We start from the raw sequence: 12,537 nt of genomic DNA, 5'->3' as shown, positions 1-12,537 counted from the left end.
GCCGGCCCAGGCGCCTCACTGGCGCTGCAACACGACGACGCCACCAATCCCCTCCTTATCCGGCAACGTGGCCGAGTAACCAACGGCAACCAGCGGCTTCGTCGCGTCGTGCCCCACGACAACCGACTGAACGGACAACTGTATAGGTATTGCCGTCCGTGTCCATGGCCTGATTCCACCGGCCAATCGCAACATCGCTACCGACGCCCTGGATTTCGGTCACCGCACCCTTGGCAAGCCCGAGACAGTCGGTCGCCGCAGCCGACGACGCAAGCGTGGTAAATGCACCACCGGTCTGTTGAACCTGGCTCGATGCGGGCGCATTCGAAGCAGTCATGTTCCTGTTCTTCGAATACGCCGCCGGCAAACCCGGCACAACGACCACAGCCAGTTGACCGTTGTTCGTCGCCACCTGCGGGGCCAAGGCAGGCCGCGTCCGCAGCAGGAGGCATGTGCGTGAACCGCGGCATCGGGGGCGATACCGCCTTTGAAGCAGGCGTTGGATTGGGCGTATTGGACTGATTGAAAAATCACCATCGAAGCCCGTGGCGCCCTGAGGCGCACACAATTTTTCCCGCTTGACTGGGGAAAACCACCGTTGTTCGTCGCCACCTGCGGGGCCAAGGCAGGCCGCGTCCGCAGCAGGAGGCATGTGCGTGAACCGCGGCATCGGGGGCGATACCGCCTTTGAAGCAGGCGTTGGAATGGGCGTATTGGACTGATTGAAAAATCACCATCGAAGCCCGTGGCGCCCTGAGGCGCACACAATTTTTCCCGCTTGACTGGGGAAAACCACCATTGCGCAAGGGTTCCCGCGCCGACCTTCAGTTCCTTCGCCCAGCGCCGTAAACATGTTCAGTGCTTTGCCGTCTCACGCGCGAAGCACGACCGTTTTTCTGCTACGTAGCCCCTTGCGTTCTGGAGCCCTCTTCGTGTTTGCACGACTCTCTATCTCTGTCCGTCTGCGCATCGCGGTCGGAGTGCTGGCCTTGCTGATCGTGGCAGCCGGCGTTTCCGGCCTTGCAGGCATGTCGCGCACCAATACGGCGCTCGGCTATGCCTACTCGAACCAGCTGGCCGCCGCCATCAACATCGGCAAGACCAACCTGAATCTGACCATCGCGCGCACGACGCTCGACCGCATCCTCCTGCACCCCGACGCACCCGACGTTCAGCCGCTGCTCGACAAGGCGCAGAACTATCTCGCCACTTCGAACAAGGCCTGGGAGGTCTACCGCTCGCTGCCGCACGCGCCCGAAGAACAGGCGCTCGCCGACGGCGTTCAGGCCGCCCTCACCGGCATGCTGGAACAAGGCATCCAGCCGCTCATGGCCGCGATCAAGCAAGGCGACCGCCAGGCTCAGGATGACATTGCGATGAAGCAGATTCCGCCGCTCTCGGTGGCGCTCACCAAGGCCTCGACCGCGCTCGAGGCATGGCAGAAGGCGCACGGCGAGCAGGCGTTCGACCGCGCGCAGGACCGCTATTCGTGGCTGCGGGCCGGCAGCATCGCGCTGATCGTGCTCGGCCTCGCGGTGGCGGGCGTGTGCGCCGCGGGACTGCACCGCGCCATCGCCGCCCCGCTCGAGAACGTGCAGGGTGCGCTCCAGCGCATTGCGGACGGCGACCTGACCGCCAACCTCGAAACGCGTTCCAGCGACGAAATGGGCCGCCTCGTGGCGAGCCTCAAGGCCATGCAGGACGCGCTCTCCCACACGGTGCGCAAGGTCAGCCACAGCTCCGAGTCCATTTCCACGGCGACGCGCCAGATCGCCGCCGGCAATGACGACCTGTCGCAGCGCACCGAAGAACAGGCGGCCTCGCTGCAGGAAACGGCCGCGAGCATGGAGCAGCTCACCGCCACGGTCAAGCAGAACGCCGAAAACGCGCGCACCGCGCAGACGCTCGCCAACAGTGCGCAGGAAGTCGCCGATCGCGGCTCGCAAGTGGTGAGCAACGCGGTGCAGACGATGGAGCGCATCGACGGCAGCTCGCAGAAGATCGCCGATATCACCGGCATCATCGAAGGCATCGCGTTCCAGACCAATATCCTCGCGCTCAATGCGGCGGTGGAAGCCGCGCGCGCGGGCGAACAGGGCCGCGGCTTCGCCGTGGTCGCGAGCGAGGTGCGTTCGCTTGCGCAGCGTTCGGCGGCGGCCGCCAAAGAGATCAAGACACTGATCGCCGAATCGGTCGAGCACGTTTCGTCGGGCTCGGAGTATGTGCGCTCGGCCGGCGAGACGATGAACGAGATCGGCGAGTCGATTGGCCGCGTGACGACCATCATGCGCGAGATCGCGAACGCATCCGAGGAGCAGCGCGACGGCATCGAGCAGGTCAATCTCGCGGTCTCGCAGATGGACCAGGTCTCGCAGCAGAACGCCGCGCTCGTGGAAGAGGCGGCCGCGGCGGCCATGGCGCTCAGCGAGCAGGCCGACTCGCTGCGCGACGCCGTTGGGGCGTTCAGGCTCGCGCACTGAGCGCAGGACAAGCGCTAGAGGTACTAGAGGCGATCGATCGAGGCGCCGCCGGTGAGAATCGGCCGCCTCTTGATGCTATGCGTTGTTCAACAAGATCATCGCGTGGATCTTTGCGAGCGCCTGCTGCCATGCGGCGGTGTCGCGCGTGGCGTCGCCTTTGTCGATCAGCGGTTCGAGCATCGAAAGCAGGTCCGTCGAGCGCGAGGTATTTTCCGGCGTGTTCACGTCGGAGACGAGCAAACCTCGTTCGTACTTCGAATCACGCGTATCCTGCGCCGACGACTGCTGTAGCGTGGCATTCAGCAGTACGCCGCGCGCCGTCGCCATCTGCACCGTGCTTTCGGCGCTATCGTCGATCCGCACGTAATCGTAGTTCTGCCAATCTCTCGACGACGTGAGCAGCCATGACCACGCTATCGTCCCTGAATGCCGCCACGACCGTTGCGCTCACGCCGCTCTCGATGCGTTCTTGTTGTTTGCCAGGCTGCACGCCTGGCCGTTCGCAAAAAGGCGCCGCGCGCCAGCATGCCGGCGCGGCCAACTGCTCTATCGCTCTATCGTCAGGTATTACGAAATCTTTAGGTTGACCTTACACCTGCCCATACGGGCACGTGTGTCTTTCGAGCCGTTTGCGGCTCAGCTTGCGCAAGCCAACGCAGGCATCCGGCGGGACGAGTCGAAGTCCCGGGCCTTCATGGCAGCCGCAGCGCAGCCACGCTTGTCCAGCCGCTCGGCCAGCAGCCAGCTAAACGCGTCCAGCGCGGTCCTGCCGTGCGTCGCGATGAATTCGCGCATCACTTCCTGCACGGCGCCTTCCTGTGTCGCCGCCGAAAGCATGCTGGAAATGTGCGACGCGCCGCGCGCGAGTTCGAGCGAATACGCCGCTTCGTAGTAGTACAGGCCGCCTTGTCGCGGCCTTTTATGGGCCTTTTTCATGTTTCCCCCGTTTGCCTGGATCTCGCAGGCGTCTGCATCTTTGCAGGCGGCGCATGACGCGGCAATGAATCGGCAGTGTTTGGGGCCAAATCTGTCGCTATGTCTCAAATACTTGTTGTTTTGTCTCACACGCGGCTTGCACGATCCGCGCGTTTCATGCTCAACGCATCAAGGCCATCCAGTAGCGCCAGTCGTCCGCGCTCGCCTCTTTCGCCACCTCGGTATCGCCATTGAGCGCCAGCATCCGTACCGCCCGCGGCGAGAGGCCAATCGAGCGGCGAAATGCGCGTGTGAAATTCGCCGCGTCGGTGAATCCGTGTGCGGCGGCGATGTCGGCAATCGTCATGGTGCGTCGCGCCGGGTCGGCGAGCATCTCGCGGCAGCGCCGCAAGCGGCGCTCGCGCACATAAGTCGCAAAGCCGCCCTCCTGCTCGAACAGGCGGTACAGCGTGGCACGCGAGATGCCGAAGGCATGCGCAACGGATTCCGCGTTCAGTTGCGGATCGGTCAGGCGCTTCTCCACATAGCGGCAGATCGACACGAATGCGCACTGCTGAACGGCCGGCACGTGTTCCGGGCTCACGCTCGCGTTGAGCGCGTTGAGCGCGCTGGCCGCGAGCTGAAGCGTTGCGGGCATGACGGCCTGGGCGTGGGTGAGCGTCATCTGCGGGGCGTGCCGATAAAGCGCGCCCAGGTGCTCGCGCAGCAACGCAACCGTGGGATCGGCGCCGCGTATCACCCGCATGCTCTGCTGGTCGGGCGCCGTCAGCAAAGGGGCAAGCAAGCGCCGCGGCACCGCCAGATTGAGGAATTCGCTCTGCGTGGTGTCGGTTGCGAGCGGCTGGGCCGCGTCCACGATGAACATGTCGCCCGGTTGCGTACACGTTTCCGGTCCGCCGTCGCGTGCGCGGCAATGGCCGCCTAGATAGAACTGCAGAATATATTGATCGTGGCCGTCGCGCCCGATCTTCGCGTTCGAGCGGTCGTAGCGCTGCGCGCCGGTGCGTATCGAGCCCAGCACCACGTCGCCGAACAGATAGCCGGTGACACTGGTGCCGAATCCCGCATCGCGCGATTCGGCGGTCTGCGTGTCGAAGATGACGCTCACCGCCTCGCGCCACGCGGAAAACTGCTGGTCGCGCGGCAAGACGCTGGTATCGAACGCGGAATGAGGCAGGGAATTGGGCGTTGGGCTCATGGGCCACCGTGGTATGCGAAACGACTATGGGATGGGTATCCTCCACTCGACTACTGCGCTATCGGTTGCGCGGGCATATTCTTTAGGGGGGCGCGACCAGGAATAACGAGTAGGGGGAACGCGCCTTGCCAGGCGCAGGACGGGCGGCCGTCCGACGCGCCGAAAGGGTTGCAATGCACAACGCTCGCCGCCGTCTTCGGCGAAGAGGAGGAAGGTTCGATGAGCCCGCTTCATTCGATCGGCTGTCCATGCTGCGGCGGCCTGTTACAGGGTGCGTTCACGCGTCGCCAGTTCCTCGCGGCAAGCGCCGCCCTGGCCACCGCGCCGGCTTTCGGCCAGACCCAAACGGTTCCGTCCATCGCTTACGATTCCATTGCCAACCCGGTGCGACTGCCGGTAGACATGTATTTCGGCGAATGCTCCGGCGTCGCGGTGAATTCGCACGGACACATTTTCGTGCTCTCGCGCGGCAATACCACGGGGCCGGCTTATGGCGCCGCCGCCGCGCAATTGCTGGAATTTTCGGCTAATGGACAGTTCGTCAGGGAAATCGGCCACAACCTCTACGCGTGGTCGTTTGCCCACACCGTGAAGGTCGACCGCCAGGACAACATCTGGGTGACGGACAAGGGCTCGGACATGGTGATCAAGTTCACGCCGGATGGCCGCGTCGCGATGGTGTTCGGCCGCAAGCAGGAAGCGGCCGACGAAGAGACGGCGCCGCTCAAGCATCCGAACCCGCCCTTGCCGGCCGAGCCCGGACGCTTTCGACAGGTCACCGACGTCGCCTGGGACGCCGCCGGCAACACCTACATCAGCGACGGCTATATCAACTCGCGCGTGGCGAAGGTCGACAAGGACGGCAACTGGCTCAAGTCATGGGGCGAGCGCGGCACCGGGCCCGGACAGTTCCATACGCCGCACAGCATTGCGGTCGACGCGCAGGACCGCATTTATGTCGCAGACCGAAGCAATCGCCGGATTCAGGTCTTCGACACGGATGGCAAGTTCCTGCGGCAATTCACGATCGACGTTCCCGTGCCGCCCGGTGCGCGGCCCGCCATCGGCAACGTGCCGGACGAAGCGACGATTGCCGCGGGCACGCTCGCACCGGGCTCGCCATGGGCGATCTGCATCTCGCCCGGGCCCGATCAGGTGCTGTACAGCTCCGACGCTTACCCGGGCCGCATCTACAAGTTGAGCCTCGACGGCGAGTTGCTCGGCGTATTGGGCGAATCGGGCAAGCAGTTGAAGCAGTTCGGCTGGATCCACGAAATGGCGTGCCCCGCGAAAAACGTGCTGTTCGTCGCCGAGCTGCTGAACTGGCGCGTGCAGAAGCTGGTGCTGCACGCCTAGCGTGACGGCGCGCTCACGCACTCAAGCGCGCACCACCGTCACGCCGGCCGCTTCGATCGGCTCGATCAGCTTCGCATCCGTCGAACGCTCGACGACGATGGTCTGCGCCATGCCGATCGGACCGATGCAGTACGGCGAGGCAGCGTTGAGCTTCGCGGCCGACGCCAGGACGACCGTTTCGGCCGCGCGCGCGGCTAGCGCGCGCTTTACATAGGATTCCTCGAAATCGCCGGTGCTGAGCCCGGCCTGTACGTGCACGCCCGTCACGCCCATGAAGTACAGGTCCGCGTGGATATGCGCGATCGCCTCCACGGCCGCCGCGCCCACGGTCACCACCGAATGCTTGTAGAGCTTCCCGCCGATCAGCACGACCTCGATGGCGGGATGCTCGGCGAGCGCCACCGCGACGCCGGGGCTATGCGTGACGATGGTCGCCTGCAGGTCGCGCGGCAGGCATTCGACCAGAAGCGCCGAGGTCGTGCCGCCGTCGACGATCGCCACCTGCCCGGGCGCGATCATGTCCGCGGCCTTTTGCGCGATGCGCCGCTTGGCCGCCACCTCCATGCCGCGTCGCTCGGCAATCGGCGCCACCGCCGGCGAAGCCGGCAGCGCGCCGCCATGCACGCGCTGCAACAGGCCTTCGGCCGCCAGTTCGCGCAGGTCGCGCCGCACCGTGTCCTCGGAAACGCCGAATTGCGCGCTCAGTTCGCCGGCGAGCACCTGCCCGTCGCGCTTGAGCGCCGCGAGTATCGCTTTCTTTCGTTGATCTGTGAGCATGAGAATGGCCCGCACCGGGTTACACGGGTTTGCACGAATTTTCTTGATTTTGCACGAAACTGCACGATACCATGGATGGCGAATGCTGACCAAGGGGAACGAGATGACTGCAACGAAAGACCGCGTGCGAATGATCGAAACCACCGTGCTGTCCGACGACTGGTATGTGCTCCGCAAGGTGACCTTCGATTTCCTGCGCAGCAACGGCACGTGGCAGCGCCAGAGCCGCGAAACCTACGATCGCGGCAACGGCGCGACCATCCTGCTGCACGACCCGCGCAGCGGCAACGTCGTGCTCACGCGGCAATTTCGCATGCCGACGTTCGTCAACGGACACGACGGCATGATGATCGAGGCCCCGGGCGGCCTGCTCGACGACGCCGCGCCCGACGAGCGCATTCGCGCCGAAGTCGAGGAAGAAACGGGCTACCGCGTGCGCAACCTGCGCAAGGTGTTCGAGGCGTACATGAGCCCCGGCTCCGTGACCGAGAAGCTTTATTTCTACCTCGGCGAATACGACCCCGCCGAGCGGCCCGGCGCAGGCGGCGGCGTCGAGGAGGAAGGCGAGGATCTGGAAGTGGTCGAAGTGCCGCTTGGCGAGGCGCTGAGGATGATCGAGCACGGCGAGATTATGGACGGCAAGACGATCATGCTGCTACAACACGCGGCGTTGCGCGGTCTCGCGCGCTAACATGACGCTTCGCCCGTTTTTTTTCGATCATCCATGTACATCGTTTCGCTGTTCTATTCCGCTTCGCTCGAACGCATCGACGACGCCCTGCCCGCGCATCGCGCGTACCTCGACGCGCAGTTCGAAGCCGGCAATTTCATTGCCGCCGGCCCGAAGATGCCGCGCGACGGCGGCGTGATCATCGCCTCGCACATGCCGCGCGAACGGCTCGACGCGTTGCTCGCCGCCGATCCCTTCGCGCAGCAGGGCGTCGCCAACTACGAAGTGACGGAATTCAAGGCCACGCGCCTCGCGCCCGGCCTCAATCTGCCGCGACCCGAAACGCCGTGAATGCCGCCGTTGCGGGCTAGCGCCGGTTCAGTTTGCCGAGCCCGCAACCGGCACGATCATGCCCGACCACACGATCTCGAGTTCCACCGCAATGGATCGCGCGAGCCCGTCGAGCCCCGGAAACAGCGACGCATTCGTGATGTTCATGCGGTAGAGCCACTTCATTGCGTCCATGCGGATGCGCTCGGGCAGCACGATCTTGTGCAGCAGTTCCTCGTGGCTCTCGTAGCCTTCCAGAATGGCCTGCAACGGCTTGTCGATCACACCCGGCACGACGAACGTGCCCGACTGCGCGACGAGCCGGTCGTCCATCTCCGTGGGTTCGCCCGACCAGAGAATTTCGTTCGTGTTGCTAAAGAAGTAGCGCTCGAAGTTGTCGTGTGCGCGCGGGTCGATCACGTCGCGCGTTAGAGTGGGATTGGCCTTGGGCAGCGCGCGGCTGTTCCAGAGCGCAGGCGTGTTCAGCGCGTAGACGGCCGAGTCGCCGGTTGCGCGCTCGAGCGCGAAGAAGGCCGCGACGAACGGGCTCTTGGTGAAATCGAGCAGCCGCGTGGGCGCGCCGTGGTGCTGCATGAGCGCGAGACAGCGCAGGTCGTCCTTGAGCAGGTCCGGATGCGCGAGAAAGTTGTGCGCCTTGCGGCGAAACACACGAATGGCGCGCTCCTCGCGCTGGCGCCATTGCAGCCGGTCGCCCACGTAGTCGCGCATATAGCGCGTGAGCGAGCTTTCGAGGTGCCACTGCGCGTTCTGCTGGCCGCGAAACGCCCAGCCGTCGAGCTGCGTGGTCAGCGCCATGAATTGCTGCCAGTCTGTGAGTACCGTGGTCTGCATCGTGGTTCCGGTAGCGTTTGTCGTTGCGTTGCGCCGGGTCGCGCGAAACGCGCCCCGCTGGACACGCTAGCACATCGACAATGACAACATCACGAAGGTTTCGCCATGCACGGCGTGCAAACTCAGGCGAATGTACGCAGCATCGCGATCTGCTCGCGCCAGCGCGAAAGCACCTGTTCGGGCTCGTAGAGCCGGAACGTCACGCCGCTCAGCACCTCGGCATACTTCGCGCGATGCCCGGTGACAGATTCGATTTCCACGCGAAATACGCTCAGTCCGAGCGCCGTTTGCCGCTGGGCCACGGCGTGTGAGCGTGCGCGAATCTCCAGCAGCGCGCCGTCATGCACGAGCGAGAGCGTGAGGCGGCCGTCGCGCATGAGGTTGGCGGTGGTGCTGGACTGCGGCCAGAGCGCGATGAGCAGCGTGGTCGCGTCCACGGCCAGGATCTCTCCCGCGCTCAGTTGCGCGCCGTGCGGCCAGCCGTCCTCGCTGACGGTCGAAAGGCGAACCGCATCGGCAAGACGCGCTTCGAGGTGCTCGCCGTCGAATTCGCGCACGAGCGATGCGGGCAGTTGCGTGGGCGATGCGGGCTGCGTCGGCCGCGGGGCCGGTTCGTTTTGCTGCATGGGGCGTTCCTTGCGGGCGTGACTTGCGTCGGGTCGTCTGAAATTGGACCGTAGCGCTGCGCCGAAGTCAAATCGCCCCGCCTTTCAGCAACCGTTCAGCCCTTGGTCGCGCCGAACGTGAGCCCCGCCACGAAGTGCTTCTGCATTGCGAAGAACATCATCACCGAAGGCAAGGCAGCCAGGACCGAGCCTGCGGAAACGAGGTTCCATGCCGTGGTCCACTGTCCCTTGAGGGCCGCAACGCCCACCGTGATCGGCGCAGCGTCGTCGCCCTGGGTCAGGCACAGCGCCCAGAAGTAGTCGTTCCAGACGAACGTGAAGACGAGAATGGCGAGCGCGGCGAGTGCCGGGCGAATGAGCGGCAGCACGATGCGCACGAACACGGTCCATTCGTTCGCGCCCTCGATGCGCGCGGCCTCCACGAGTTCGAACGGCAGCTGCTTGATGAAGTTGCGCAGGAACAGCGCGCAAAAACCGGTCTGAAACGACAGATGGAACAGGATCAGGCCGCCAACGGTGTTGTAGAGCCCCAGCCTGAGCGTGAGGTCGCGCACCGGAATCATCAGCACCTGGATCGGCACGAAGTTGCCCGCAACGAAGGTCGCGAACAGCGCCGCATTGCCCGGAAAGCGGTAGATGGCCAGCGCATAGCCCGCCAGCGCCGCGAGCGCGATCGCCCCGGCCACGGCGGGCAGCGTGATCTGCACGCTGTTCCAGAAGTAGTGGAGCATCGGCGACGTCGTGAGCGCGTCGCGATAGTTCTCGATCATCGCGAAGTGCCGAGGCCAGCCCCAGTAGTTGCCTTCGCTCAGTTCTTCGGTGGAGCGCACCGAGGTGACCAGCACGGCAATCAGCGGCAGCAGCCAGATGACGAGCGCCACCGGCAGCGAGAGCTTGTACAGGCGGCGCGACGCGGGCTTCCATTTGTCGACCGGAATCGGAAACATGGGGGCTCCTCGTGGCAGATTCAGTGCTCGCTGCGCAGCAGCCGGCGCAGGTGATAGACGATGTAGAGCAGCATGATCGCGAACAGCACGACGGCAATCGCGGCCGAATAACCGAGCCGGTAGTATTTGATCGCCTGGTCGTACATGTAATACGCGAGCACGGTCGAGCTTTCGAACGGCCCGCCGCCCGTCATCACGGAGATGAGGTCGAAGCTGCGCAGCGCGCCGATGACCGTGACCACCACGGCCATGAACGTAACGGGCCGCAGCTGCGGCAGGATCACGTGCCAGAGCATGGTCCAACCCTTCGCGCCTTCCATGCGCGCGGCCTCGATCTGCTCGCTGTTGAGCGTGGTGAGGCCCGTGAGATAGAGGATCATGCAGTACGCGGTTTGCGGCCAGAGCGCGGCAAAGATGATGCCAGGCGTGGCGTAGTTCGGGTCGCCGAGCACGGGAATGCCGCGGCCCAGCATGAGCGCGAGCAGGCCGAACGTGGGGTCGTAGAACCACGAGTAGATGAGGCCCACCACCACGCCCGAAAGCACGAACGGCGCGAAGAACAGCGACTTGACGATGCGGATGCCGCCCACGGCCTGGTTGAGGTACAGCGCGATCGCGAGACCCATCGGCGGCGCGAGCAGGAACAGCACCAGCCAGATCACGTTGTTCTTGAGCGCCGTGTAGAACGTGGGCGAGTGGAACAGCTCGATGTAGTTCGCGAAACCCACGAAACTCGCTTCGGTCATGCCGTCCCAGTTGTAGAGCGACAGACGCAGCGTGGAGAGAATCGGCCAGATCACGTAGACCGCGAACATGATGACCGCGGGCGCGAGAAAGAGGCACGCGGCACGGCGCTGGCGCCGCGCGGTGGGCGACGCGCGGCGGCGCGGCTGGATGCCCCTGCGACTTGCGTGCGGCATGCCGCCGTTCTCGCCATCTGCCGGCGCGGCGCCGTCCACGCGATGCGCAACGGTGTGACTCACTGCCTGTCTCACGGCAAAAACCTCCACTTGATTACCCGGCGGGTAGCGCCGACGCACCGCCCGCCTTCGCTTCGAACACCTTACTTCTTGTAGATCCGCTGACGCGTCTGCTCGAGCTGCGCGAGAATCGAGTCGAGCTTGGTCGGATCGGACACGAACTGCTGCATGCCCTTCATACCTTCGTCGGCCATCTCCTTCGTCATGTCGCGGTCATAGAACTGTGCGATGCCGCCCTTCGTGTTCGAGAGGATCTGGAAGCCGATCTTCGAAATCGGGTCTTCGGGCTCCGGCGACTTGCTGTTGGCCGAAAGCGAACCCAGCCCCTTGGCAAGCTGCGCGCCGACATCCGGCGTCTCCGCAAATGCGAGGAACGCACGCGCTTCGGCCTTGTTCTTCGCCTTGCCCGGAATATGCAGCGATTCGACCGGACCGTCTTCGGCGGTCGGCACGTTCGGGTCGATGATCGGGAACTGGAAGTAGCCCATCTGCTGCTTGACCGTCGGGCTGAAACCGCCCGTGATGAAGGTGCCCATCAGCATCATCGCGGCCTTACCCTGGAACAGGAACGGCTGCGCCGCATCGAGATCGTACGAGAGCGAATTGGGAATGAAGTCGCCGTCGTCGAGCAACTGCTTCCACGTCACATAGACCTTTTTCACGCGCGGGTCGGTATACGGCACTTCGCCCGCCATCAGCTTCTGGTGGAACGCGTTGCCGTTCAGGCGCAGGTCCAGATAGTCGAACCAGCCCGCCAGCGTCCACGCGTCGCGCCCGGCCACGGCGATCGGCGCGATGCCCGCGGCCTTGAGCTTCTTGCAGGCATCGAGGAATTCATTCCACGTTTTCGGCTCGCTCTTGATACCCACCTTGTCGAACAGATCCTTGCGATAGAACATGCCCCACGAGTAATAGACCGTGGGCGCGGCGTACTGCTTGCCCTGGTACGACGACGCTTCCTTCGTCGAGGCGTACATGCTGTCCCAGTTGTTCTTCTTCCAGTCGTCCGAAAGGTCCGCGAAAAGGCCGCGTTTCGCGTAGTAGGCCATGCGTTCGCCGTCGTGCCAGTTCACGATGTCGGGCGGCGCGGTCGTAAGCCAGTTCGGCAACTGGACCTTGTAGGCCTCCTCGTCGACGAACGACACCTTCACGTCGGTGCCGGGGTGCGTCTTCTTGAACTCGTCGATCACCTGTTCCCACACGGCGCGCTGGCTTGCGCCCTTGTAGGCAATGTTCATTTCGAGCGTGCCGGCCTGCGCCGCGCTCGCAAACGTGCCTGCAAGCGCGCCCGCCGCCAGCATCGCAGCAACGAGCAGGGTGCGTGGTCTGAAGGTCTTGCCGATCATGCGTGTCTCCTTGGTTATACGTCGTTGTCGGTGCTGCAT

Annotated in this window: 14 protein-coding genes; 4 read left to right on the top strand and 10 right to left on the bottom strand. The window is 64.4% G+C overall.

Annotated elements, in window-relative coordinates:
• Positions 1 to 55: 55 nt before the first annotated feature.
• Positions 56 to 412, bottom strand: coding sequence for a hypothetical protein (locus AB4Y42_RS07055; protein ID WP_368693748.1), 357 nt, complete (start codon positions 410 to 412; stop codon positions 56 to 58).
• A 499-nt stretch (positions 413 to 911) separates the two neighbouring features.
• Between AB4Y42_RS07055 and AB4Y42_RS07050 the strand changes: the two genes are divergently transcribed.
• Positions 912 to 2,480, top strand: coding sequence for a methyl-accepting chemotaxis protein (locus tag AB4Y42_RS07050; RefSeq protein ID WP_368691122.1), 1,569 nt, complete (start codon positions 912 to 914; stop codon positions 2,478 to 2,480).
• A gap of 75 nt (positions 2,481 to 2,555) precedes the next feature.
• Here AB4Y42_RS07050 and AB4Y42_RS07045 read toward each other — a convergent pair whose 3' ends face one another.
• From AB4Y42_RS07045 to AB4Y42_RS07035, 3 genes are all read right to left on the bottom strand, one after another.
• Positions 2,556 to 2,843 carry a hypothetical protein gene (locus AB4Y42_RS07045; protein ID WP_368691123.1) on the bottom strand — a complete coding sequence of 96 codons (288 nt, stop codon included), beginning with the start codon at positions 2,841 to 2,843 and terminating at the stop codon, positions 2,556 to 2,558.
• Positions 2,844 to 3,116: 273 nt separating this feature from the next.
• The gene (locus AB4Y42_RS07040; RefSeq protein WP_368691124.1) at positions 3,117 to 3,545 is read right to left on the bottom strand and encodes a hypothetical protein; all 429 of its coding nucleotides are present in this window, start codon (positions 3,543 to 3,545) and stop codon (positions 3,117 to 3,119) included.
• A gap of 31 nt (positions 3,546 to 3,576) precedes the next feature.
• Positions 3,577 to 4,614, bottom strand: a complete 1,038-nt coding sequence (locus AB4Y42_RS07035; protein WP_368693747.1) for a helix-turn-helix domain-containing protein — start codon at positions 4,612 to 4,614, stop codon at positions 3,577 to 3,579.
• Between the two features lie 219 nt (positions 4,615 to 4,833).
• On the opposite strand from AB4Y42_RS07035, the gene AB4Y42_RS07030 reads away from it, so the two are divergent.
• The gene (locus AB4Y42_RS07030; RefSeq protein WP_368691126.1) at positions 4,834 to 5,970 is read left to right on the top strand and encodes a peptidyl-alpha-hydroxyglycine alpha-amidating lyase family protein; all 1,137 of its coding nucleotides are present in this window, start codon (positions 4,834 to 4,836) and stop codon (positions 5,968 to 5,970) included.
• 21 nt (positions 5,971 to 5,991) lie between these two features.
• Here AB4Y42_RS07030 and AB4Y42_RS07025 read toward each other — a convergent pair whose 3' ends face one another.
• Positions 5,992 to 6,747 carry a DeoR/GlpR family DNA-binding transcription regulator gene (locus tag AB4Y42_RS07025; protein ID WP_321923725.1) on the bottom strand — a complete coding sequence of 252 codons (756 nt, stop codon included), beginning with the start codon at positions 6,745 to 6,747 and terminating at the stop codon, positions 5,992 to 5,994.
• A gap of 103 nt (positions 6,748 to 6,850) precedes the next feature.
• On the opposite strand from AB4Y42_RS07025, the gene AB4Y42_RS07020 reads away from it, so the two are divergent.
• Both AB4Y42_RS07020 and AB4Y42_RS07015 read left to right on the top strand, forming a co-directional pair.
• Positions 6,851 to 7,438, top strand: a complete 588-nt coding sequence (locus AB4Y42_RS07020) for an NUDIX domain-containing protein (protein ID WP_368691128.1) — start codon at positions 6,851 to 6,853, stop codon at positions 7,436 to 7,438.
• Between the two features lie 33 nt (positions 7,439 to 7,471).
• A complete protein-coding gene (locus AB4Y42_RS07015) occupies positions 7,472 to 7,768 on the top strand; it encodes a YciI family protein (RefSeq protein WP_368691129.1) in 297 nt (98 codons plus the stop codon).
• Positions 7,769 to 7,795: 27 nt separating this feature from the next.
• On the opposite strand, the gene AB4Y42_RS07010 is transcribed toward AB4Y42_RS07015, so the two are convergent.
• The 5 genes from AB4Y42_RS07010 to AB4Y42_RS06990 form a co-directional block, all read right to left on the bottom strand.
• Complete coding sequence (locus AB4Y42_RS07010) at positions 7,796 to 8,599, bottom strand: FRG domain-containing protein (protein WP_368691130.1); 804 nt, start codon at positions 8,597 to 8,599, stop codon at positions 7,796 to 7,798.
• Positions 8,600 to 8,721: 122 nt separating this feature from the next.
• On the bottom strand, positions 8,722 to 9,225 hold the full coding sequence (locus AB4Y42_RS07005) for a pyridoxamine 5'-phosphate oxidase family protein (protein WP_368691131.1): 504 nt from the start codon (positions 9,223 to 9,225) through the stop codon (positions 8,722 to 8,724).
• A gap of 95 nt (positions 9,226 to 9,320) precedes the next feature.
• Positions 9,321 to 10,172: a carbohydrate ABC transporter permease gene (locus tag AB4Y42_RS07000; RefSeq protein ID WP_324159796.1), complete on the bottom strand. Its 852-nt coding sequence runs from the start codon at positions 10,170 to 10,172 to the stop codon at positions 9,321 to 9,323.
• Between the two features lie 20 nt (positions 10,173 to 10,192).
• Positions 10,193 to 11,092: a carbohydrate ABC transporter permease gene (locus tag AB4Y42_RS06995; RefSeq protein WP_368691175.1), complete on the bottom strand. Its 900-nt coding sequence runs from the start codon at positions 11,090 to 11,092 to the stop codon at positions 10,193 to 10,195.
• A 143-nt stretch (positions 11,093 to 11,235) separates the two neighbouring features.
• Positions 11,236 to 12,498 (bottom strand): ABC transporter substrate-binding protein, encoded by a 1,263-nt coding sequence (locus AB4Y42_RS06990; protein WP_368691132.1) that lies wholly within the window; start codon positions 12,496 to 12,498, stop codon positions 11,236 to 11,238.
• Positions 12,499 to 12,537 lie beyond the last annotated feature (39 nt).

The organism is Paraburkholderia sp. EG286B (assembly GCF_040965655.1).
Lineage (GTDB): Bacteria > Pseudomonadota > Gammaproteobacteria > Burkholderiales > Burkholderiaceae > Paraburkholderia.
Note: the sequence above shows the minus strand (reverse complement) of the source record. Positions and strands in the feature narration are given on the sequence as shown.

Coding starts and splice junctions, on each gene's coding strand:
- AB4Y42_RS07030 (WP_368691126.1), top strand. CDS start 4,834: ATGAGCCCGCTTCATTCGATCGGCTGTCCATGCTGCGGCGGCCTGTTA.
- AB4Y42_RS06990 (WP_368691132.1), bottom strand. CDS start 12,498: ATGATCGGCAAGACCTTCAGACCACGCACCCTGCTCGTTGCTGCGATG.
- AB4Y42_RS07000 (WP_324159796.1), bottom strand. CDS start 10,172: ATGTTTCCGATTCCGGTCGACAAATGGAAGCCCGCGTCGCGCCGCCTG.
- AB4Y42_RS07035 (WP_368693747.1), bottom strand. CDS start 4,614: ATGAGCCCAACGCCCAATTCCCTGCCTCATTCCGCGTTCGATACCAGC.
- AB4Y42_RS07020 (WP_368691128.1), top strand. CDS start 6,851: ATGACTGCAACGAAAGACCGCGTGCGAATGATCGAAACCACCGTGCTG.
- AB4Y42_RS07005 (WP_368691131.1), bottom strand. CDS start 9,225: ATGCAGCAAAACGAACCGGCCCCGCGGCCGACGCAGCCCGCATCGCCC.
- AB4Y42_RS07015 (WP_368691129.1), top strand. CDS start 7,472: ATGTACATCGTTTCGCTGTTCTATTCCGCTTCGCTCGAACGCATCGAC.
- AB4Y42_RS07025 (WP_321923725.1), bottom strand. CDS start 6,747: ATGCTCACAGATCAACGAAAGAAAGCGATACTCGCGGCGCTCAAGCGC.
- AB4Y42_RS07010 (WP_368691130.1), bottom strand. CDS start 8,599: ATGCAGACCACGGTACTCACAGACTGGCAGCAATTCATGGCGCTGACC.
- AB4Y42_RS06995 (WP_368691175.1), bottom strand. CDS start 11,092: ATGCCGCACGCAAGTCGCAGGGGCATCCAGCCGCGCCGCCGCGCGTCG.